Here is a 22,374-nt window from a genome sequence, read left to right as displayed (position 1 = left end):
TGTGGGAACAATTATTTATAGTGATACTATTCACATAATTTTATTTCCTTTCCCTCTGTCATGTTAGATTTTCTTGATGTTTTTTCCAAAATTTTTCATTTCCTTGCAATTGTAGTTATTGTTGTTTTCTTTATTTATTTTATTCGTTTAGATCGCTTGCATGAAAAAGCTAATCCTGCTTACCCAAGTTTACTGATTACAATAGGGATTGGCTTTACCTTCTTTGGTGTTGCTTTGGGGCTTGCGGGCTTTGACACAGAGGATCCAACGGGAAGTCTATCGACTCTAGTAAATGGTATTAAAACTGCATTTTGGGGGTCATTTGCAGGTATTCTTGCTTCAATTTTAATTAAATTTCATGCACTTATTAAGTTTAAAGAAAATGATACTGATTTACAGGCAGATAAGCAGGTGCAGCAGTTTTATGAAGAGCATCAAATTTTAGCAAAGCAGAGCCAATTTTTAGAAAAAATTTATACTGATAATCAAAATCATCATCAGAATTTAGTAAAAGCCATTGAAAATTTTGGCCTAAATTTAGATAAAAATAATAAAAATAATATGCAAGAAATGCTTCAATCGATCAGTAGTAGTTTAGGTGGTATTGAGCAAATTCAACGCAGTACACAAGGTTATATTGCAGGTGAAATCGCAGAATTAAGAAACGAATTTGTTTCGTTTGCACAAAAGCAAGCAGAACAGACCACTGATATTTTCATTAAGGCCCTGGAACAAGCAATTCAACGTTTCAATGAAAATTTAACAGATAGTTTGGGTGAAAACTTTAAGCAACTTAATCAATCTGTAAACCGTTTAGTAGATTGGCAGGAGCAATACGCATCTCACGTAGAACAACAGACCACAAATTATGAGGGAATGTTGTCTCAGATTGAACAGGTGAAAAATGATTTTTCAACTGTGTTGCATAATGTGGATGGTTTTAAGCAAATTATTTTACAAGTAGAGCAAGCCATTCAATCCATTGATCATACCAACTATGAGTTTAACAACCGTATTGAGCATTTCTATGGCGCTTTGGATGCAAAACTTGTAGAGGTTGATCAAACGCGTCAATTGTTTGCAGAGAGTTTTAACAAGACTGAATCGCAAATGGATAAAATCAATCAACTGACCGAAACGATCTTTACTGAAATTCATGACTATTTGGAGTCTAGTCATGCGCGTGCGCTACAGATACAAACAACGTCTGCACAGCAAGCTGAACAAATGCAAAAGCAAATGAAGCAATCATTTGAACAGACGCAGCAGCAATTAAGCGATGGTTTAAGCACGATTGAAACTCAATTGCAGCAGACATTGAATCAGTCATTGATCACACTCGCTCAGCAATTAGGTGCACTTTCAACCAAGTTTGCACAAGATTATGAGCCAATTACAGAAAATTTAAAAAATATTATCGACTCGATTGATCAGGGAGTGAGATCTTAATGTTGCCCTTTATGCGTCAGCGTGCAACGAATTCTGATCAATGGATTAGTTTAAGCGATATTATGACTGCACTGATGATGGTGTTTTTGCTTATTAGTGTCATTTACATGATACGTGTTAAAGAATCAGTCGATATCCCACGAATTTTTAAGGCGGATGAACAACAATTACATTCGCAATTAGAGCAAAAGCTACAAAGTAAATTGACCAAGTGGGGTGCAACTCTAAGTCCTGACTTAACAGTGCGCTTTAATAATGAGGAAATTCTTTTTAAGGCAGGTTCAGCAGATTTAAGTGCTGAATTTAAGCAGGCACTGAATGAATATTTCCCTATTTATATTCGTTCGGTGATGCAAGATCGTTTTGTTGATAATATTAAAGAAATTCGTATTGAAGGGCATACGTCAAGTTTCTGGGCAAAAGGTGTTGGTGAGGAAGAGGCTTATATTCGTAACATGCAGCTTTCTCAAACACGTGCACAAAATACCTTAATTTATTTACTACAAAGTTCATTATTAACAACGGTAGAAAAAGCGTGGTTAAAACGTAAATTCAGAGCAATTGGATTTTCTTCGGCTGCACCTTTAGGTAAAAATGGGCAACCTGCGAGTGGCTCTAATAGAGAGCATTACGGTGCATCACAACGTGTAGAATTTAGAGTGGTGACAACCGCTGAAGATAGAATTCGTGCTGTTGCCTATGGTGATTCAAATGCAGCTCGTTGATTTTTTAACTAGTGACTTCTTAAATGAATTAAGAAGTCAAATGAAAGCAAAGCTTTTAGATATTACTGATTTACCCTTTCGCAATGGTATTACCTACGCAGATTTATATGATTTGCATGAAGGTGTCGAGGTTGATATTGGTGATATTACAAGCTCTCCTTCGGGTTTGCTTTATTATAAAGGCGTGATGGTTTCTCTGAATATTCAGGATGCTTTTCAGGGAAATAAGCAAGAAGAGAGTCTGCCTAAATTACACATTTGTCATTGTCATAAGCTCAAAGAAATGAAGGCTGCTGGGCGTATACAGCGTTATGTGTGTTCAGCACGCACAGATAAAATTCGTAAAATTCGCTTTATTTCAAATTATACAAACCAAATTAAAAGTGGTGAGTATGATTTGGATGTCTGTAAATACTGTCTAAGTCAATTAAAGTTAAACGGCTATAAAACTTCGATGACACCGATGGAAAAAAACCAGATATCCAAAAAATTAGACTTAAGTGATTTTTATCTCAAGTTTGAGCCACAATTTTATCAGGCGATGATTCAAGTGTTATATACAGACCAAAATGATATTGTAGTTAATCAATATCAAATGGACTGGAAGTATATTTCCTATAAATACAGAAAATCGAAACAATGGCGCTGTGAAGCATGTACAAAAGATTGTACTCACGATCATGCAAATTTACATACGCATCATATTAATGGTAATAAAGCCGATAACCGTTTAATCAATTTGAGTGCTTTGTGTTATGACTGCCATGCGATGCAACCGATGCATGAACATATGAGACGTTGATTCTGAAATAAAAAAAGATAGAGACGAACTCTCTATCTTTTTAAAAAAATACTATCTGTGTAGATGGCGCAGTTGAAGTAAAGCTAAATACAATACTGATCACGGTAATCAGGATGACAGAGAACAGAAAATATTTCTTTGCCCAAAGCTGATCATTTTCAGCTTTAAATCCAATGACACCGATATACAACCAGTAAATGCACAATAGATTTAAAATGACTGCATACAACCAATTGGCATAGCCATATACAAATAATGCATTCATGGTCAGGGTGAATAACACCACATACAAAAGTGATTCGATCTTGGTACGATGAATCGAGCGCGCCACAGGCAAAATGGGAATGCCTGCATTTTTGTAATCATCAAAGCGGTAAACCGCAATTGCCCATGAGTGAGGCATTTGCCACAACGCATAACCTAAAAAGATCAGTAATGCACCCAGGTCAAATTGATTGGCCACAGCGGTATAGCCAATGACAGGCGGAGCTGCACCAGAAATACTGCCGACTACAGTTTGATGAATTGTGGTTCGTTTTGTCCATAGGCTGTAGAAACCAACATATACAACAAAACCAATCACCGCGAAAAGAAAAGCGTACGCATTTACCCAGAACCATAAAATGCTAAAACCAATGAGGCCTAAGACCAGAGCAAAAGCCAGGGCAACAGGTTCAGAGATGGTTTTGATGACCAGAGCACGATTTTGTGTGCGCTGCATTTTTTGGTCGATGTCCTGGTCAATCACGTTGTTGACCACACATCCTGATGCTACGACAAGCGTAGTACCGAGAAGGGTAATAAGCAGGAGAAGGAAATCTACAGAACCTTGAGTGGCTACGAAGTAGCCACCCAAAGTGGTAACAAAGTTACCGAAGAGAATTCCTGGCTTAGTCAGGAATAAATACTTTTTCAACATGACGACCAGTTTAGATCATCATGTTGTAGTGTAGGTAATTCATGATCCATACAGAACCTACTAAAAGAATAGCGATGGTTAAGATGGTATACACGAACGCAATCACGTTCCAGCGTTGCTCTGAAGAAGAGTTCATATGCAGGAAGTAAATTAACTGCACAAGAATCTGAGCAACCGCAGTAATCGCAATTACTGCAATCAAGATACCGCGTTCAAAACCGCCTGCCATCACCATACCGAATGGAATTACGGTAAGGATGACAGAAAGTACGAAGCCAATTGTATATTGCTTAACGTTACCGTGTGATGCACCAGCTGAGTTGTGATCGTGACTCATTACAGAACTCCCATCAAGTAAACTACGCTGAATACACAGATCCAAACGATGTCAAGGAAGTGCCAGAACAAGCTTAGGCAAGCTAGACGACGCGTGTTTGCAAGAGTCAAACCATATTTCTTGATTTGAACCATTAACACGATCATCCAGACTAGACCAGAAGTTACGTGAATACCGTGCGTACCTACCAAGGTAAAGAACGCAGATAAGAACGCACTTGTGCTTGGACCGTGACCCGCATGAACTAAGTGATTGAACTCATATAGTTCCATGCCGATGAAGATAGCACCGAATACCCAAGTAATCGCTAACCAAGTCAGTACTTTTGCAACGTCTTTTTTGTATGCAGCAAGAACTGCAAAACCAAAGGTTACAGAAGAGATCAAGAGAGCGAAGGTTTCAGTCAGAACGAAACCTAAAGAGTCGCCAAACAGGTCTCTCGCACTTGGAGTACCCACAGGAATGTGGCTACTTAAAACAGCGAACGCAATGAAGAGTGTACCGAACAGGACAAGGTCACTCATCAAGTAAGTCCAGAAACCAAAGACGGTGATGTCAGTATCATCGTGATGATGCTCATCGTGTCCGTGGTTATCGTGATGAAGTACTTCAGCCATTGTCTTAGTCCTTCTTCAAGTGTTTTTCAAGAATCGCATAGCGTTCGTTTTCAATACGCTCAACTTCAGTAGCAGGAACATAGTAATCCACTTTCTTGGTGAAAGAAGACACGATGAAGCTAATGATAGAAGCAATGAACGTAACAACTACTAACCACCAGATGTGCCAGATTAAACCGAAGCCCATTACAGTGATGAACATCGCGATAACGAAACCAGCAGCACGATTCGTTGGCATATGGATATCTTCATACTTCGTTGGTTTTGCATACGCAACACCATTTTCTTTCTCAACCCAGAAAGTATCAATACCATTGATCTTTGGAAGATGAGCAAAGTTATAGAACGGAGCAGGAGAAGATGTCGACCATTCAAGCGTACGACCATCCCATGGATCGCCAGTCAAATCTAGACGTTGGTCACGTTGTAGGAAACCAACCACAATTTGCATCACGAAACATACAATACCAAGTGCAATCAGAACTGCACCAAACATTGCAATATTTACATACGGATCCCAGTCTGGGTTGTCAAATGTATTCAAACGACGAGTCATACCCATGAAACCAAGGATATAAAGTGGCATGAATGCAAAGTAGAAACCGAAGAACCAGAACCAGAACGCTGCTTTACCCCAAGTTTCATTCAGTCTCCAACCGAACATTTTCGGCCAGTAGAAGATGATACCTGCGAACATCGCGAATACTACACCACCAATAATTACGTTATGGAAGTGAGCAATCAGGAATAAAGAGTTGTGTACCAGGAAGTCCGCTGGTGGAACTGCCATCAATACACCTGTTAAACCACCGATACCGAAAGTCACAAGGAAACCAAGTGTCCATAGCATTGGGGTAGTGTAAACAATACGACCCTTGTACATGGTGAACAACCAAGAGAAGATCTTCACACCTGTAGGAATCGCAATAATCATGGTCATGATACCGAAGAACGCGTTAACGTTGGCACCTGCACCCATAGTAAAGAAGTGGTGAACCCATACAACGAATGACAATACTGTGATTGCTACTGTTGCATACACCATGGATTTGTAACCGAACAATGCTTTGCGCGAGTAAGTCGCAACAACTTCTGAGTAAATACCAAATGCTGGTAATACCAAGATATACACTTCTGGGTGACCCCAAGTCCAAATCAGGTTTACATACAACATTGGGCTACCACCCAGGTCATTTGTAAAGAAGTGGAAATCGAAGTAACGGTCAAGCGTTAGCATTGCAATTGTTGCAGTCAACACCGGGAAAGCAGCAATAATCAATACCGCTGTACATAAAGATGTCCAGGTAAAGATTGGCATTTCCATGAGTTTCATGCCAGGCGCACGCATTTTGATGATGGTAACAAAGAAGTTAACACCCGTTAATAGCGTACCTAGACCTGAAATTTGCAGTGCCCAGATGTAGTAGTCCATACCTACGCCTGGAGAATATTCGATACCTGACAGTGGAGGGTATGCCATCCAGCCTGTTGCAGCGAATTCACCTAACGCAAGTGAAACCATCATCAGACCCGCAGCGCCGGCAAATAACCAGAAGCTGAGTGAGTTCAATAATGGGAATGCAACGTCACGTGCACCGATTTGAAGCGGCACAGAGATGTTCATTAAACCAACTACAAGACCCATTGCCACGAAGAAGATCATGATCACGCCATGCGCGGTAAAGATCTGGTCGTAATGCTCAGGGTGTAAATAACCTTCGCCGCCACCTTTTGCAAGGAACTGCTGAAGACGCATCATGATCGCATCGGCGAAACCACGCACCAGCATGATCACAGATACGAAGATATACATGATACCAATTTTTTTATGGTCTACAGATGTGAACCATTCGTTCCACAAGTAGCCCCATTTTTTGAAGTAGGTAATACCAGCAACAACTGCGATAGCACCCAAGATCATCATTGCAACAGTTGCCAATACGATTGGATCGTAAGGAATTGCATCTGGACCTAACTTACCTAAGAAGCTCATGTCTTATTCTCCTTGAGAAGCAGTCGCATGTTCACCTGCTACATGAGCTTCAGAAGCAGATGCTTCCTGAGCAACAGCATCAGTCGCTGCAGCTTCTACAGGAGCTGTATGATCAGCACCGTGGTAGTTACTCATATAGTTGTGAATCACAGATTCAAACAAACCAGACTCGACAGAAGAATAATAAGTCACAGGATGTGGCTGAGTCTTATATGGGCCTTCTGCTTGTGCAGTTTCAGCAAGTCGTTTCTCTAAATCTGTTCTTGCATTACGAACCATTGCATCAATTTGTTTTTGTGAACGGTTGCCGTCACGTAAGGTCGCAAATTCAGCTTGGTCTAAAACAGTTTTTTGAACTGCAACAGGATTTACTGAAGTACCATTACCTGATTGAACTGCAGCAACCCATTCAGCGAATTGAGCATCAGTCACAGAATGTGCACGGAAGCGCATTTGTGAGAAGCCATAGCCTGAATAGTTTGAAGAGAAACCACGATAACCTTCAGCTGGACTCGTTTCATCAGCTAAGAAGTTAAGGTGAGTTTGCATGCCTGCCATTGCATAAATCTGACCACTTAACGCCGGGATGAAGAAAGAGTTCATCGTGAAGTTAGACGTGATACGAAGGCTTACCGGAGTTTTCTCTGGGAAACGCAATTCGTTAATTGTTGCAATGTTTTGCTCAGGATAGATGAAGATCCATTTAAATTGTTCAGCAATAACTTGAACAGTTAATGGTGCTTTATCTGCTTCAATTGGACGGTATGGGTCATACTTGTGGGAACCCCACCAAGTTAACCAAGCTAAAATACCAATAATAATGACAGGAATACCCCATACCACAATTTCAATCGCAGTAGAGTGTGTCCATGTAGGTTTATAGTCTGCGTCTTTATTCGATGCACGATATTTCCAACCGAACCATAATGCCATGATGATTGATGGAATAACCACCAACAGCATTAAGTAAATCGCAGTCATCATCAGGTTACTTTGACCTGCTGCAACTGGACCTTTAGAGTTCAGAAGTACCATATCACCACCACACCCGGTCAAGAGTGCAGTCATCGCAGATAAAGACAATACAGCTAAAATCGTTTGTCTCATTTTACAACCTCGGTGAAGAGTCCCATTCCCTAATTTAATATGGGATAGCGATTAAAGTGCACATGACGAAAAAGGCTGATTTTTACAAAACATCCTATTAATCATAATACACCGCTACGTTGTAGGGCATTATGCCTGAGATTGACGAACTAAGCTATATCTAAAGCCGCTTTAAATGCCTGTAATAAAAACCGATTTTGTTGCTCGGGATTTAGGAATATTTATAGGAATTTTATTTCAATTTCAAAGTTATGTAAGAAAGAATGGGATGAATATCATCCCATTTTAAGTGATTCAAAATTATTGTTTTACCACTTGAGTTTTTGCCAGTTTGTCGTGCAGGGTCTGACGTTTTTTGCCCAATCCGAAGGCCCAGTCAATCATTAAACTCAAGGGCATGAAGATGATATTCAGAAATATAAAGAATACGCTGCGAATGGTGAAGGCACGTAATAAGCTAACTTTCTCACCAGATTCAGCATCTACAATTTTGATTTTCGTCATTTTTTTGCCAATACTTTGCCCGGATTTGGCAATAAGATAGGCTTGAATCACCAGCATGATCAGTAAATAGACCGCAGTTGCAATCCAGGCTTGTTGAGAAAACATCTCAAACATCTGGGTTTGCAGTTGCTGCGCCATGGCAGGATCAGCATCACTGTTGAGTATCACATTCATGAACTCTTGGTTCAATTCTGCAAAGCGGACTTCCTGTTCAGGGGTGAAGAATCCAGTCAGAATAAAAGTCGCTGGTAACCAGAGTAACACGTCTACAATTTTGGCCAGAATACGGCTGGGAATACTGGCAAGTGTATTTTTTTGCGTAGTTGCTTGGGCGCGTGGTTGCGTACCAGACGCTGTTGCAGACGGAGTGTTCTGGAAAGGCGTGTCAGGTGTTGCGTTCGGTGCGACATAACCCTCAGGTTGATATACCGATTTTCCCTGGGTAAGCTCACCTAAAGCTTTCCACTCTGCCATGCCTTGATGCCATGCCAAATCAGTTAGCATGACTTGCTGATTGGCAAGCATTTGATTTAATTGCTCGAGCGTATATGGACCAGCTTGTTGATTGTTTCGTGCCAAGTAAATCTGCATATAGACTGAATCTCAATATATAAATTTGAACTGATAATAGGTTGAATTAAGATTGTATTGAATTCTATTTTGAAAACAAACACCATCTTATCGTTAAGATTATAGATAAATTGAGTATTTTCAATCCTATTTATGAAGAAAATGCTTCAAATCAAAAACAGTGTAACAAGGATCGGGTGGTTTGAGTGCATCATTCAACATATCCGATTCGCTTTAATTATTGCCCTTTAAAAATGATTTTACTGTTGGCATTTGTTTGTCATTACAATTTGAATGTGGAGAAACAAAATACAAAAACTTATATTTTTAAAACTTTCAGAAGAGCGTTTTGAAATATAAAAGAATATTCATCCCATAAAAAAAAGACCCTGCGAAAGGGTCTTTTTTTATTTAAAATCTATTATGCAGTTGCCACTTTTTCTTTAGCCAGGAAGAACCAGGTATCCAGGACTGAATCCGGGTTTAAAGATACAGACTCAATGCCTTGTTCCATGAGCCATTTCGCAAGATCAGGATGGTCTGAAGGACCTTGACCACAAATACCCACGTATTTGCCTGCACGGTGACATGCCTGGATTGCAAGGGCAAGAAGCGCTTTTACAGCAGGGTCACGTTCGTCGAACAAGTGCGATACGATACCAGAGTCACGGTCTAGACCAAGCGTTAGCTGGGTCAGGTCGTTTGAACCGATAGAGAAACCATCGAAGTGTTCAAGGAATTGATCGGCCAACAATGCGTTGGTTGGTAATTCACACATCATGATCACTTTAAGACCATTTTCACCACGTTTAAGACCGTTCAATTCCAATAACTCGATCACACGTTTTGCTTCAGCCACAGTACGCACAAATGGAATCATGATCTGTACGTTGGTTAAGCCCATTTCATCACGAACTTTTTTCAATGCACGGCATTCAAGCTCGAAGCAGTCACGGAAGTTGTCAGACACGTAGCGGCTTGCACCACGGAAGCCCAGCATCGGGTTCTCTTCTTCTGGCTCGTACAACTTACCGCCGATCAAGTTTGCGTATTCATTTGACTTAAAGTCAGACATACGCACGATCACTGGTTTATCTGCAAATGCAGCAGCAAGAGTAGAGATACCTTCAACCAGTTTTTCTACATAGAACTCGATTGGAGAAGCATAACCAGCAGTACGCGCCATCACAGCAGCACGTGTTTCACGTGGCAAGCTGTCAATATTCAACAATGCTTTAGGATGCACACCGATCATACGGTTGATGATGAATTCTAAACGTGCAAGACCAATCCCTTCGTTTGGAATTTGCGCGAAGTCGAATGCACGATCCGGGTTACCGACGTTCATCATGACTTTGAACGGAAGAGCAGGCATTGATTCGATCGAGTTGGTTTGGATTTCGAAATCCAGCGCACCTTCATAGATGAAGCCCGTATCACCTTCAGCGCAAGACACAGTCACTTCCTGACCGTCAACCAGTACTTCAGTGGCATTACCACAGCCTACAATCGCAGGAACACCAAGTTCACGTGCAATGATTGCAGCATGACAGGTACGACCACCACGGTTGGTAATAATCGCAGCAGCACGTTTCATCACTGGTTCCCAATCCGGGTCAGTCATGTCAGATACCAGCACGTCACCGTCTTGTACTTTGTCCATTTCTTTGATTGAAGTCACGATACGGACTTTACCAGAACCGATACGTTGACCGATTGAGCGACCTTCACAGATCACAGTACCACGTTGTTTGAGGAGATAGCGCTCCATGGTGCCGACATTTTCACGGCTTTTTACTGTTTCAGGGCGTGCCTGAACGATGTAGATTTTTCCATCATCGCCATCTTTTGCCCACTCGATGTCCATTGGAGAACCGTAGTGGTTTTCAATGATCAGTGCTTGTTTGGCAAGTTCTTGGAGTTCTTGGTCGTTTAGAGCGAACTGTTGACGCTCAGCTTTTTCTACATCTACGACAACCACTGATTTACCTGCAGAAGCTTCTTCACCATAAATCATCTTCTGGTGTTTAGAACCCAAGTTGCGGCGTAAAATCGCGTGTCGGCCTGCATTTAACAGCGGTTTAGAAATATAGAATTCGTCAGGGTTGACTGCACCTTGAACGACCATTTCACCCAAACCATAAGACGCGGTAATAAACACTGCATCACGGAAGCCTGATTCAGTGTCCAGGGTAAACATCACACCTGCAGCACCCGTTTCAGAGCGAACCATACGTTGGATCCCTGCTGAAAGGGCAACCACGTCATGCGCGAAGTTTTGATGGACACGATAAGAAATTGCGCGGTCATTATATAAAGATGCAAAAACTTCTTTGATCGCGATAAGCACGTTATCAATACCGCGAATATTCAAGAAAGTTTCTTGCTGTCCAGCAAAAGAAGCATCTGGTAAATCTTCTGCTGTCGCTGATGAACGAACGGCAACCGCGATATCAGGGTTGCCGTTAGAAAGTTCTGCAAATGCTGTACGAACTTCTTGTTCTAATTCAGAGGTAAGTGGAGTATCCACAATCCATTGGCGGATTTTTGCACCGGTTTCAGCAAGAGCATTCACATCATCCACATTCAGTGCTGCAAGCTCTGCATTAATTTTAGCGTTTAGGCCACTTTGCTCGAGAAATTCACGATATGCTTCAGCTGTAGTTGCAAAGCCACCTGGCACCGATACACCAGCATTGGATAAGTGGCTGATCATTTCGCCCAAGGATGAGTTTTTCCCACCCACGAGTTCAACGTCGTGCTTCCCTAATTTTTCCAGACCAATTACGCGCGCTTCCAAAGTTGTTACTCCACTTTTGCAGTATTAATCACTATCTTGGCATGAGAGTATAGCAAATCATCTAGGTTTTTGATTTTACTAAGCGACAGTCATGTAAGATCGGTTTACTATAAAGATTATATAGCACTAAGACAAATGGTGGAGGAGAATTTTAATGTCAGAAGGTAAACAAATTCAGCGTAGTGTTTTCTTTATCTCGGATGGCACGGCAATTACCGCTGAAACGCTTGGACACTCACTATTAGCGCAGTTTCCAAATGTAAAGTTTGACATTCATATTATCCCTTATATTAGCTCTGAAGAAGCCGCAACCAGTGTGGTTGCAGAGATCAATGCGCGTGCTCTGCAAGACGGTGAAAAACCACTGGTTTTTGATACTTTAGTCGACCCTTATGTGCGGGAGATTATTAATACCGCAAATGCCGTAAATCTTGATGTATTTGAAGGACTTATCAGTAAGTTATCGGATGAGTTGCAGGTGTTGCCTACAACTTTAGTCGGTCAAACCCATGCGGTGACTGATACTGCCTCCTATAAAGCCCGTATCGATGCGGTACATTTTGCCTTGGACAATGATGATGGCGCGCGTACGCGTCATTATGATAAAGCCGATCTGATTCTGATTGGGGTGTCGCGTTCGGGTAAAACACCTACCTCCATTTATTTGTCTTTGCAATTTGGTATTCGGGTGGCCAACTATCCACTAACAGAAGAAGATCTGGACGATAATCGCTTGCCAGCGGTACTGCGTCCGCATAAAAACAAGCTGTTTGGTCTGATGATTGATGCAGACCGTCTCGTCGCGATTCGCACTGAACGTAAGGCCAATAGTCGTTATGCCAGCTTTAGCCAGTGCCAGATGGAGCTGCGTGCCATTGAAGGAATCTACATTTCGGAAGGAATCAAGTACCTGAATGTCTCTGAAATGTCGATTGAAGAAATCTCGACACGTGTCTTGCAAATGACGGGTTTAAAACGTCGAATTGGCTAAAAAGCCAAACAGAGCCAAACTTTGATTTGGCTCTGTTTTATAGCTAAAAAATACCAATAAGTGCTTATTTATAGAAATAATATATGATTTTTATAAATTTAAAAAATATCAAGTATCATAATTAAAAATACAAAAGAGCGTTATTTAATCAATTTGTTGAATAAGTACACTATTAATCCTGGGTGTAGAGTTCTAGATTTCATCAATTTTTCATGTTGAGTTGCCAACGTAGCTTATTCTTCTGCTAAATAAGTATGAATAATAATATCGACCTGATGCTGATCTCCATTGATACAGCAAATACTGTTTTCAGTAATTTTTAGGATTGGCCAGGTAATCAGCTGACAATTTTCCCGCTGTAGCGCGGCATAATAATGATCTGACTTGAGATAGGTGTTAGGAGAAGATGCAAGATTTGGCATTAACTGGCGTCTTAGCCACAGGTTTTGTACCTGATTTTCCAGAAATCTGAGGGAAAGCAGACTCTTAATCCGGTTGTTAAATAGACGACGATTTTTACCAATTAAAGGATGATTAATAATGCGTTGCAGAATGCGGTCTGAACCTGGCAGCACAAAAGCAGGATTAATCTGAAAAACTTTCACCGAACCGGCATGCTGGCTAATTTTATCCAGCTGGGTAACGGTAAACTGGTCTGTGCCAATAATTGCAATATCTTTGTTTGAATAATCCAGTTTCATAAGCTCGGAAGAAGCGATATTTATTCCGGTAAACAGCTGGAAATGTTCGGGATGATTTTCAAAAATGCCAGCGTGTAGATCTTGCTTGGTGGCCATTAGACTTCCTTGAATTTATTTAATAATTGATTTTCTTTGTCCTAGATATAAACAAAAACCAGAAGCAGGGTAAAGGAGAAAATTTAACTTAGACAGTCATCTATTTGACAGAAATACAGCGGCTTATTTTTTTCTAAGTCAGGGGAGATAAATATGATTAAAAAGCGGTGGTGTTAAGTAAGAGAGAAGAATGAATAGAAAAAGTTTGGATGAAGGCGTTAAACAGGTTGTTGCTATTTTATTTGAAAGTTATACAACATCTACCCATTGCTGAGAATAGGTAGATGTCGCTTTCATTTATTGCCCGTTTTTAAGCTGCATCAACAGCTCAAAGTTATGCAGACGCTTGTCAGTGTCATAGATGTCACAAGTGAAGATAAACTCATCAACATCATATCTGGCTAAAAGTGATTCCAGCCCAGCTTTCACAGTTGCTTTGGAGCCGACCTGTGCCATGGCAAAGAAATTATCGACTGACATTTTTTCCGCAGGTGACCATAGACCGTCCATTGAATCTATCGGCGCTTTCAGTTTTAAGGTCTGACCACGAATCAATGACAAAACCCGCTGATAGGCACTGGTCGCCAGATATTCTGCTTCTTCATCGCTATCTGCCACACAGGTCGGTACACCCATTGAAACATAAGGTCGATCCAAGTATTCGGAAGGCTCGAAGTTTTCACGATACAGCTGAATCGCCTGACCGAGCATACGCGGGGCAAAATGTGAAGCAAAAGAATAAGGCAGGCCAAGTTTTGCTGCAAGTTGTGCACTGAACAGACTCGATCCGAGTAGCCAGACCGGAACATGCGTGCTTTGACCGGGAGTCGCAACAATACGCTGATTCGGCTCTGGATCTTTAAAATATTGCAAAATTTCCAGAATATCTTGCGGGAACTGATCTTCAGTTTCCTGACGGCCACGGCGCAGGGCACGCATGGTCATCTGGTCAGTTCCAGGAGCACGGCCCAGACCGAGTTCAACACGATCTGGATATAAGGTCGCTAAAGTTCCGAATTGCTCAGCCACCACCAGCGGCGCATGATTCGGGAGCATAATCCCGCCTGAGCCTAAAGTTAAGCTTTTGGTGTTCGCCAGTAAATAGCCTAAAAGAACGGCTGTGGCTGAACTGGCAATGCCATCCATATTGTGATGTTCTGCCAGCCACATTCGGCTATAACCCAGTTGTTCTGCTGCCTGGGCAAGCTCCAGCGCGTGGTTCAGCGCGAATTGAATAGTCTTATCGTCACGAACAGGAACCAGTTCGAGGATAGAGAACCGGGTATCGTTAAGTGTACGCATCGTATTACTCTTAAATAGACATGACTAAAAGCATACGACTTTGCATTGTATTTGTATATCGAAAAAAATCGATATAAGTGTAAACGAAAATAACAGGCAAAAAAATAAGCATCCGAAGATGCTTATTTAAGGAGGGAAGCTTAGAGAGTGCAGCCTTAACGACGACGGTTGTTGTAACGATAGTCATTCGTGCGGTAGTTTTTTGAACTGTAGCGACGGTCATAGCGGTCATCATAACGGCGATCCTCACTGACTTTTTTACCCAGTGCTGAACCACCCGCAGAACCTAGTGCTGCACCGATATAACCGCCATTGGTACCCGCCATGTTTCGGCCGACTGCATAACCCGCACCACCACCGAGGGCACCACCGATAATCGCACCATTACGGTCACGTTTGTTTGCCGCAACAGCTGCACCAGCACCACCACCAATCGCAGAACCGATGGTTGCACCGGTTGTACCACCCATTTTATTACCCACGGCTGCACCAACCACACCACCAAGTGCTGAAGCTAAAGCTGTATTGGTGGTATTACCGGCATTGGCTGCTGTCATACCCATGGCTGAGGTTGCTACAACAGCGATCATTAGAGATTTATAGTTCATGAGTACACCTTTTCGTATATCTAGCTGTATTTGTTGATAAGATCAATTTAATCTAGCAAGCGTCAAACAGCATGAAGGCCGTGTTGACGAATTGTGATTTTTATCTCCTTAATTTATTCATGATTTTGAGTGAATAATTTTATGTATTACATGAATTTGACTGTGTTTGAAAAGCATAAAAAAAGCACCCGAAGGTGCTCTTAATGACGAATGTCTGAGGTCTAACGCATTGATCAGTTATAACGGTAATGACGTTTTTTCTTGTAGTGGCGTGATTTGGCTTTTTCTGCAGTTTTGTCTTTGGAAATCTTGTTACCTAATGCAGCACCACCGGCAGCACCCAAGGCTGAACCGATATAACCGCCATTGCTGCCGCCCATGTTTTTACCTACGGTGTAACCTGCACCGCCACCCAAAGCACCACCGATTGCAGATTCAGTACGGTTCTTTTTGCTACTTGCCACTGCTGCGCCGCCTGCACCACCTAAGGCTGCGCCAAGTGTAGCACCAGTATTGCCGCCCATGTTTTTACCTAGGGCTGTACCTGCAACACTACCTAAGGCACTTGCTGCTGCAACACGTGCTGTACTGTCTGCATGTGCATTTACCGCCATCATTGAACCAGCAGCTAAAACTGTACTCATTAAAAGTGCGTTGAGTTTCATGTCATCACTCCGTGTCCATTAACAGGACTGTATTTATTTCGATGTGGAAAATGTAACAAATCATGCCCAGAATAATATGAAGATGTTTCTCCATAATTTACTGCTTTATTTGATGAATTGTAAAATCTGCAAGAAATAAGCATAAGATCGATTATAAAAAAGGCAATTCCACTATTTTTAATCTTATTTGTTAACAAATGCTGCCGAGAGAGAATGATAGCGGCGTGGACTTACTCAATAATGATGTTCATTAGAAGCCAGAATCGTTAAACTAGGCGCAATTTTTTGATTTCGCTGTGCTAAATCGGTTTTTAGTTGCAGCCTATGTTTTGAGATTTTTTAAAAAATGAAAGAATCGTTACGTTTACGATTAGACCAACTCTCTGACCGCCACGAAGAGCTGACAGCATTATTGGCTGATATAGAAGTAATTTCAGACAATAAACGTTTTCGTCAGCTGTCGCGTGAGCATAATGACCTGACAGAAATCACCAGCGTTTGGAGCAAGTACAGACAGGCTGAAGAAGATATTGAAACAGCTCAGGCCATGTTGTCGGACCCGGACTTTAAGGAAATGGCACAAGAGGAAATCAAAGAAAATAAAGCTTTGATTGAAGCGCTTGAATCAGACCTGAATATTCTGATGATTCCAAAAGATCCAAATGATGCCAACTCTGCTTATCTGGAAATTCGTGCCGGAACCGGCGGCGATGAAGCAGCGATTTTCTCGGGTGATCTGTATCGCATGTATAGTAAATATGCAGAAAATCAAGGCTGGCGTATTGAAATCCTGTCAGAAAATGAAGGTGAACACGGCGGTTATAAAGAAGTGATTTGCCTGATCAATGGTGACGGTGTATATGGTCGCTTGAAGTTTGAGAGTGGTGCGCATCGTGTACAACGTGTGCCAGCAACCGAATCGCAAGGTCGTGTACATACGTCTGCTTGTACCGTTGCGATCTTACCGGAAGTCGATGTCGATACTTCGGTAGAAATCAATTCCTCGGATTTGCGGATTGATACTTACCGTGCCTCAGGTGCTGGTGGTCAGCATATTAACAAAACTGATTCTGCGGTACGTATTACCCATTTACCGACAGGCACGGTAGTGGAGTGTCAGGATGAACGTTCGCAACACAAAAACAAAGCCAAAGCGATGGCACTTTTGGTGTCTCGTTTAGAAAATGCCAAACGGGCTGCTGCCGATGCTGCAACCTCTGAAATGCGTCGTGATCTGGTTGGTTCAGGGGATCGTTCAGAACGTATTCGTACCTATAATTACCCTCAAGGTCGTATGACCGACCACCGCATTAACCTGACTTTATACAAGCTGGATGCGGTAATGGAAGGTGATTTGACCGAATTGCTGGACAGCCTGCATCGCGAATATCAGGCCGATCAGTTGGCCATGCTTGCACAGCAGAATGGTGGATAATGAATATTTTACAAGCGCTGGCTTTACGCGGTGAAGCTGAAAGTTATGAGCGTCAGGAAAATGCCTGGTTGCTGGAACACATCACCAAGATTGATTCATTTGATCTGTTGATGAAAAAAGATCAGGAATTGACGCCTGAGCAGGAACAAGCTTATAAGGATGGTCTGGCACGAATTGCTGCCGGTGAACCTTTGGCTTATGTCACCGGTTCACAACCATTCTGGACTTTGGATCTGAAAGTCAGCAAAGATACGTTGGTGCCGCGTCCTGATACTGAAGTGCTGGTTGAAACCGTGTTAAAGTTAGATTTGCCTGAAGATGCCCGTGTGGTAGATTTGGGTACAGGCACAGGTGCAATTGCCTTATCGCTTGCATCGGAGCGTCCTGAATGGGTGATTGTTGCATCAGATATTTATGCGCCTACGCTTGAAGTAGCCAAATATAATGCAGAACAACATGATATTGAGAATGTAGAATTCGTTCTGGGTTCGTGGTTGAAACCATTTGGCCGTCAGTTCTTTGATGTGATTGCTTCAAATCCGCCGTATATCGATCCGGATGATGCGCATATGCAGCATCTGGCGACCGAGCCGCAACGTGCACTGGTTGCGGATAAAAAGGGCTTGGCTGATTTGGAAGACATTATTATTCAGGCCAAAAAGCATTTAACCGTCAATGGCTGGGTGGTGCTTGAGCATGGTTATGATCAGGCTGATGCCGTGCAGCATCTATTTAAGCAGGCCGGTTATAAAAAGGTCCGTACCGTAAAAGATTATGGCGGTAATGATCGGGTGACTTTGGGTCAGTGGCCGCATTAATTTTTAATCCTTCTTTATGAAAAGAGCGACCGATTTGGTCGCTTTTTTAGTTGCCTTTCACTTTATTTGCTTTTAATCACATCACGCCAACGTAGTAATCGAGTTTCCAGTATTTTCATTAGCTTATCTGTAATTTTTCCTAAAATTGCCAATAAAATAATCGCAATAATCACGATATCGGGTCTGGATGTTTCCCGGCCATCACTGAGTAAATAGCCGATACCTTGTGTTGCTGCAATCAGTTCTGCAGCAATCATAAACATCCAGGACAGACTTAAGCTATTCCTTAAACCTGTCAGTATGCCCGGGGACGCAGCCGGCAAAACAATTTGCTGAATCTGCTGCCAGTATTTCAGACGATACACTCGTGCTACTTCAATCAGTTTACGATCGACGCCCTGAATGGCCGCCACAGTATTGGTATAGGTGGGAAAGAAAGCACCAATCGCAATTAAGGTAATTTTTGAGGCTTCATCAATCCCCAACCAAAGCAGTAGCAGGGGAATCCAGGCCAAACTTGGAATCGATTTAATTGCAGAGAAGGAGGGTTCCAGAAACTCTTCTGCCTGTTTATTCAGACCCACGAAAATGGCAAAGATTAATCCTAGACCACTCCCGATCGCAAAGCCCCAAATTACCCGCCAGGTACTGACTCCGATATGTTGCCATAAATCGCCTTCTACCAGTTCAGCCAAAGACTGAAGCAGACTACTCGGTGCAGGCAACAGATAAGGTTCAATAACACCGCTGCGAACCAGTAATTCACATAGAACGATTAAAATGACAGGGAGTGCCAGACCTTTCAGCATCGAAAGACTGCGCGACAGAAAAATCGACTTGTGGGCTTGATGCTGCACGAGTTGTTCCGAGATGCTTTTAGGTAAAGCCATTATTTGCTCACAACCTTTTGTGCATATTTTGTCTCAAGCAGCTGGGACACCACTTGATTGACATTGGTGCCTTTACGCACCAGATTTTCTTCGGTCAGAATCGTGCCAGTTTTTTGTAAGGCCTTAATATGTTTGGTATTAGGGATATTTTGATCAAGATTGGTGCGGCTGAGCTGCAGTTTGGCAACGTTTAATGGCAGTTTTGTTTCACGTGCCAAAAGTTCAGCCAGTTTGTCCGGATTGGCTTTGGCCCATTGGCGTGCCTGTTCATAGGCTTTAAGCACGGCTTCAATTGCTTCCGGGCTTTGTTTGGCAAAGTTTTCCTTTACACTTAAAACGCTATAAGAATTAAAGCCCACATTGCGATATAGCAGTTTGGCACCTGACTGTACTTGTGCAGAGGCCATTAGTGGATCTAAGCCAGCCCAGGCATCGATCTGTTTACGTTCTAGTGCGGTTTTACCATCCGGATGCTGTAAATGTACCAGTTGAACATCACCTTTACTGAGGCCGACAGTATCCAGAGCTTGCAAAGTGAACAGGAATGGATCGGTACCTTTGGTTGCTGCAATTTTTTTACCTTTTAGGTCTTTCAGGGATTTTATCGGCGAGTCTTTTGCAACGACCAGTGCAGTCCACTCTGGTTGGCTTTGTACATATACAGTTTTAATCGGGCTGCCATTGGCACGACTGAGGACGGCAGCCAAACCTGCAGTCGAAGCAAAATCGACACTGCCACTGTTTAAATACTCTAGAGAACGATTACTGCCTTGGCTAAATACCCATTTGATTTGTGTTTTCGGAAGTGCTTTTTCTAAAAGTTTTTGCTCTTTTAGCACCAGACTGGTCGGAGCATAATAAGCATAATCCAGTTTTAGCTCTGCCGGAATGGCTGCGAACGTTATACCACTGATCAGGGAAGAAGAAACTGTCAGTACCACCAATCTTGTGGAGATCAATATTTTTTTCATGCTTATCTCAAAGTCATCATAATGAATTTTTCGACATAAATAGCGGGTGTTGAGTGAAGATGCAAAAGAGAAAAACAGATAAGAAAATCAAAAAATAAAATATTTAAAAAATCTTATTTAAGTGTTTGAAATTATAAAAAAATTAGTAGGGTTACTAACTAAGGAAAACTTATATGAAATTCTTTAAAATCTAGCATCAAACCGAATAAGCTGAATTTTATGTAAAACAAGGCAATAAATATAGAAAATAAATTGCATCAAGATAAACGCCACTCTCAACTTTTAATTAAGTTTTCCAACTGTAAAGGAGGACTACCTAATTGAGAATTTAAAACGACTGAAATTGTATGTGAAAGAATTTTTCGAGTGATACGATGAGATAAATGCCATAGATCTCTAGCCCTGACTTTTTGTATATTAAACTGCGCTGTTAGTTGTCCTATAACTGTTTCAATTTTCCTTCGGGCATTCATTAGTATTCTCATAGCTTCTTTCGGTCGATGATCAACCATATTTTTTCTAAATGGTGTTTGTAAGTCAACAGACTGTAAATCATAATATTTTTTTAGTTCAGGTCTTAAATACCCTTTATCAGCACCAAGCAAACCATGAATATTCTGTGTAATTTCAGGTGCAACATCTCGTTCATCGCAGTTTGCTGGAGCAAAAGTATAATCTGTAATCATTCCTGGGAAATTAATCACAATATGTCCTTTAAAACCATAATATTTTTCTTGTTTAGCTGCACAATAACTGAAGCCAGCATCGGTTTTAAAATTTCTATATTTTTTTGCTCGAGCATAGCGACAAACAGGAATAGGAAAACCATCAATAAAATGAATATTATCGTGCATAAAAGTTTTTCTAATCTTGGTCATAATTTGCTGATTGACTTGCCATAAATTTGCATAGTGTTTACAGAAATTAGGATAAGAACCTAATTTTGGAAACCAGTCCAAGTAATTGTGTTTAAAATATTTCCAGATATTTTTATCAGAATCCAATCCTAAAAATTCACCTACAATTTGTATAGTCATTATTTCAATATCGGTTAAAGCTGGAGGAAATCCTCTCGTTCTTAATGGCTTTGTGACGATAAGTGAATAGCAAGAATCTATGAATAAATACACAGAAATGATAAATTCGTAAATGGACATAACACGAGGTAGTTTTCTTGGTCGAAATCTAAATTGTGTTATGTCCTTTTTATTTCAATAGTCTAGAAAGTTGAAATTCGCGTAAGATAAATGAATAAGTATAAAAAAAGCGATACATCTGCATCGCTTTTTTGGGGTTGGTTCAATTTAGACCGGATAGTCTTGCAGGCAGTCATAGACTTCGACTTGATCTAAGCCACCGGTTTCCATTGCCAGACAAAGCGCTACAACTTTCACGGTATCTGCCAAGTATTGTTCATCTTTGAGCGCAATACCTTGTTGCAGGGCGACAATGCGATCTGCCGGAATTTCTAAGGCTGCGGCAGTTTCAGTTGCATCAACACGGTTAAAGAACTGAACCACAACATCTTTAAGCGCTGAGTCAGAGGCACTTAAAATAGCTTGATTAAGCTGTTCAGAGATTTGATCAGCTGAATGAACTAAAGCATTGGCGAAGTTTTGAACAAGATTCTGTTCAAGAACATCAGTCATCTTTAACATGAAAATACCTTCAACTTAGGAGAAAATTTGGGAGTACAGCCAATAGCAAAGTGCTATAAATTGAGTGAAAAATAATCTATTCTCAGTCGAATTGCAAAGCTTTCTGGATGACTGTGTAGTCCTGCTAATATATGCTGCAGGGCTTGAAATTTATAATCACAGTAAAAATATGAACTTAAGTTTCAATAAAATTTTATTAATATTTTTTAAGTATTAGTTTATATAAATTATATGCCAATCTCAACTTAAAATGAGTTTTTCGAGTTGAATTGGCGAATGGCCAAGCTTTTTATTCAAAACAACGCAGACGGTGTGTGACAGAATCTTTCTGATAAAGCGATGTGATAAATGCCATAAATCTTTTGCTCTTACTTTTTGGATATTAAAGCGATCTACCAACTGGCCAATGACGGTCT

General features: G+C 41.3%; 21 protein-coding genes and 1 pseudogene. 6 read left to right on the top strand and 16 right to left on the bottom strand.

Annotated features, from left to right (window positions below):
- Window positions 1-60 precede the first annotated feature (60 nt).
- Genes FTT73_RS01650 through FTT73_RS01640 form a run of 3 tightly spaced genes read left to right on the top strand, consistent with a single transcriptional unit; the run spans window position 61 to window position 2,976 of the window.
- On the top strand, window positions 61-1,449 hold the full coding sequence (locus FTT73_RS01650; protein ID WP_180040161.1) for a hypothetical protein: 1,389 nt from the start codon (window positions 61-63) through the stop codon (window positions 1,447-1,449).
- Window positions 1,450-1,460: 11 nt separating this feature from the next.
- A complete protein-coding gene (locus FTT73_RS01645) occupies window positions 1,461-2,174 on the top strand; it encodes an OmpA family protein (protein ID WP_218944650.1) in 714 nt (237 codons plus the stop codon).
- A complete protein-coding gene (locus FTT73_RS01640) occupies window positions 2,161-2,976 on the top strand; it encodes a hypothetical protein (RefSeq protein WP_179999410.1) in 816 nt (271 codons plus the stop codon). The genes FTT73_RS01645 and FTT73_RS01640 overlap by 14 nt, the downstream gene beginning before the upstream one ends.
- Before the next feature lie 40 nt (window positions 2,977-3,016).
- Here FTT73_RS01640 and cyoE read toward each other — a convergent pair whose 3' ends face one another.
- The 7 genes from cyoE to ppsA form a co-directional block, all read right to left on the bottom strand.
- Window positions 3,017-3,895 carry a heme o synthase gene (gene cyoE, locus FTT73_RS01635; protein WP_005097240.1) on the bottom strand — a complete coding sequence of 293 codons (879 nt, stop codon included), beginning with the start codon at window positions 3,893-3,895 and terminating at the stop codon, window positions 3,017-3,019.
- A gap of 10 nt (window positions 3,896-3,905) precedes the next feature.
- Complete coding sequence (locus tag FTT73_RS01630; RefSeq protein ID WP_005097239.1) at window positions 3,906-4,232, bottom strand: cytochrome o ubiquinol oxidase subunit IV; 327 nt, start codon at window positions 4,230-4,232, stop codon at window positions 3,906-3,908.
- Complete coding sequence (gene cyoC / locus FTT73_RS01625) at window positions 4,232-4,849, bottom strand: cytochrome o ubiquinol oxidase subunit III (RefSeq protein ID WP_005097238.1); 618 nt, start codon at window positions 4,847-4,849, stop codon at window positions 4,232-4,234. Before cyoC ends, FTT73_RS01630 begins: the two co-directional genes overlap by 1 nt.
- Before the next feature lie 4 nt (window positions 4,850-4,853).
- Window positions 4,854-6,842: a cytochrome o ubiquinol oxidase subunit I gene (cyoB, locus tag FTT73_RS01620; RefSeq protein ID WP_180190913.1), complete on the bottom strand. Its 1,989-nt coding sequence runs from the start codon at window positions 6,840-6,842 to the stop codon at window positions 4,854-4,856.
- A 3-nt stretch (window positions 6,843-6,845) separates the two neighbouring features.
- The gene (gene cyoA / locus FTT73_RS01615; RefSeq protein WP_005097235.1) at window positions 6,846-7,949 is read right to left on the bottom strand and encodes a ubiquinol oxidase subunit II; all 1,104 of its coding nucleotides are present in this window, start codon (window positions 7,947-7,949) and stop codon (window positions 6,846-6,848) included.
- 300 nt (window positions 7,950-8,249) lie between these two features.
- Window positions 8,250-9,044, bottom strand: coding sequence for an RDD family protein (locus FTT73_RS01610; protein WP_180190912.1), 795 nt, complete (start codon window positions 9,042-9,044; stop codon window positions 8,250-8,252).
- Between the two features lie 400 nt (window positions 9,045-9,444).
- On the bottom strand, window positions 9,445-11,823 hold the full coding sequence (ppsA, locus tag FTT73_RS01605; RefSeq protein WP_005097232.1) for a phosphoenolpyruvate synthase: 2,379 nt from the start codon (window positions 11,821-11,823) through the stop codon (window positions 9,445-9,447).
- A 154-nt stretch (window positions 11,824-11,977) separates the two neighbouring features.
- Here ppsA and FTT73_RS01600 point away from each other — a divergent pair, with 154 nt between their 5' ends.
- Window positions 11,978-12,814 (top strand): pyruvate, water dikinase regulatory protein, encoded by an 837-nt coding sequence (locus tag FTT73_RS01600; RefSeq protein ID WP_005097231.1) that lies wholly within the window; start codon window positions 11,978-11,980, stop codon window positions 12,812-12,814.
- Between the two features lie 233 nt (window positions 12,815-13,047).
- Here FTT73_RS01600 and FTT73_RS01595 read toward each other — a convergent pair whose 3' ends face one another.
- From FTT73_RS01595 to FTT73_RS01580, 4 genes are all read right to left on the bottom strand, one after another.
- The gene (locus FTT73_RS01595) at window positions 13,048-13,611 is read right to left on the bottom strand and encodes a hypothetical protein (protein ID WP_005097230.1); all 564 of its coding nucleotides are present in this window, start codon (window positions 13,609-13,611) and stop codon (window positions 13,048-13,050) included.
- A gap of 297 nt (window positions 13,612-13,908) precedes the next feature.
- On the bottom strand, window positions 13,909-14,913 hold the full coding sequence (locus FTT73_RS01590; protein ID WP_005097228.1) for an LLM class flavin-dependent oxidoreductase: 1,005 nt from the start codon (window positions 14,911-14,913) through the stop codon (window positions 13,909-13,911).
- Between the two features lie 155 nt (window positions 14,914-15,068).
- On the bottom strand, window positions 15,069-15,521 hold the full coding sequence (locus FTT73_RS01585; protein ID WP_005097226.1) for a hypothetical protein: 453 nt from the start codon (window positions 15,519-15,521) through the stop codon (window positions 15,069-15,071).
- A 233-nt stretch (window positions 15,522-15,754) separates the two neighbouring features.
- Window positions 15,755-16,186 carry a glycine zipper 2TM domain-containing protein gene (locus FTT73_RS01580; RefSeq protein WP_005097225.1) on the bottom strand — a complete coding sequence of 144 codons (432 nt, stop codon included), beginning with the start codon at window positions 16,184-16,186 and terminating at the stop codon, window positions 15,755-15,757.
- Between the two features lie 346 nt (window positions 16,187-16,532).
- On the opposite strand from FTT73_RS01580, the gene prfA reads away from it, so the two are divergent.
- Entirely contained in the window at window positions 16,533-17,621 is a 1,089-nt protein-coding gene (prfA, locus tag FTT73_RS01575; RefSeq protein WP_005097224.1) for a peptide chain release factor 1, read from the top strand.
- The gene (prmC, locus tag FTT73_RS01570; RefSeq protein ID WP_005097223.1) at window positions 17,621-18,439 is read left to right on the top strand and encodes a peptide chain release factor N(5)-glutamine methyltransferase; all 819 of its coding nucleotides are present in this window, start codon (window positions 17,621-17,623) and stop codon (window positions 18,437-18,439) included. Before prfA ends, prmC begins: the two co-directional genes overlap by 1 nt.
- 62 nt (window positions 18,440-18,501) lie before the next feature.
- Here the strand turns inward: prmC and FTT73_RS01565 are convergent, their stop codons facing one another.
- The 5 genes and pseudogenes from FTT73_RS01565 to FTT73_RS01545 form a co-directional block, all read right to left on the bottom strand.
- A complete protein-coding gene (locus tag FTT73_RS01565) occupies window positions 18,502-19,329 on the bottom strand; it encodes an ABC transporter permease (protein ID WP_159516002.1) in 828 nt (275 codons plus the stop codon).
- Window positions 19,329-20,300, bottom strand: coding sequence for an aliphatic sulfonate ABC transporter substrate-binding protein (locus FTT73_RS01560; RefSeq protein ID WP_180190911.1), 972 nt, complete (start codon window positions 20,298-20,300; stop codon window positions 19,329-19,331). The genes FTT73_RS01565 and FTT73_RS01560 overlap by 1 nt, the downstream gene beginning before the upstream one ends.
- Window positions 20,301-20,575: 275 nt before the next feature.
- Window positions 20,576-21,457, bottom strand: a complete 882-nt coding sequence (locus FTT73_RS01555; protein WP_180190910.1) for an IS982 family transposase — start codon at window positions 21,455-21,457, stop codon at window positions 20,576-20,578.
- A gap of 147 nt (window positions 21,458-21,604) precedes the next feature.
- A complete protein-coding gene (locus FTT73_RS01550; RefSeq protein ID WP_100355344.1) occupies window positions 21,605-21,958 on the bottom strand; it encodes a hypothetical protein in 354 nt (117 codons plus the stop codon).
- A 240-nt stretch (window positions 21,959-22,198) separates the two neighbouring features.
- Window positions 22,199-22,374: pseudogene (locus FTT73_RS01545) on the bottom strand (IS982 family transposase); the annotation flags it as partial.

Source organism: Acinetobacter sp. YH01006 (genome assembly GCF_013420445.1).
Lineage (GTDB): Bacteria > Pseudomonadota > Gammaproteobacteria > Pseudomonadales > Moraxellaceae > Acinetobacter > Acinetobacter pseudolwoffii.
This window is presented reverse-complemented; position numbering and strand designations above follow the sequence as displayed.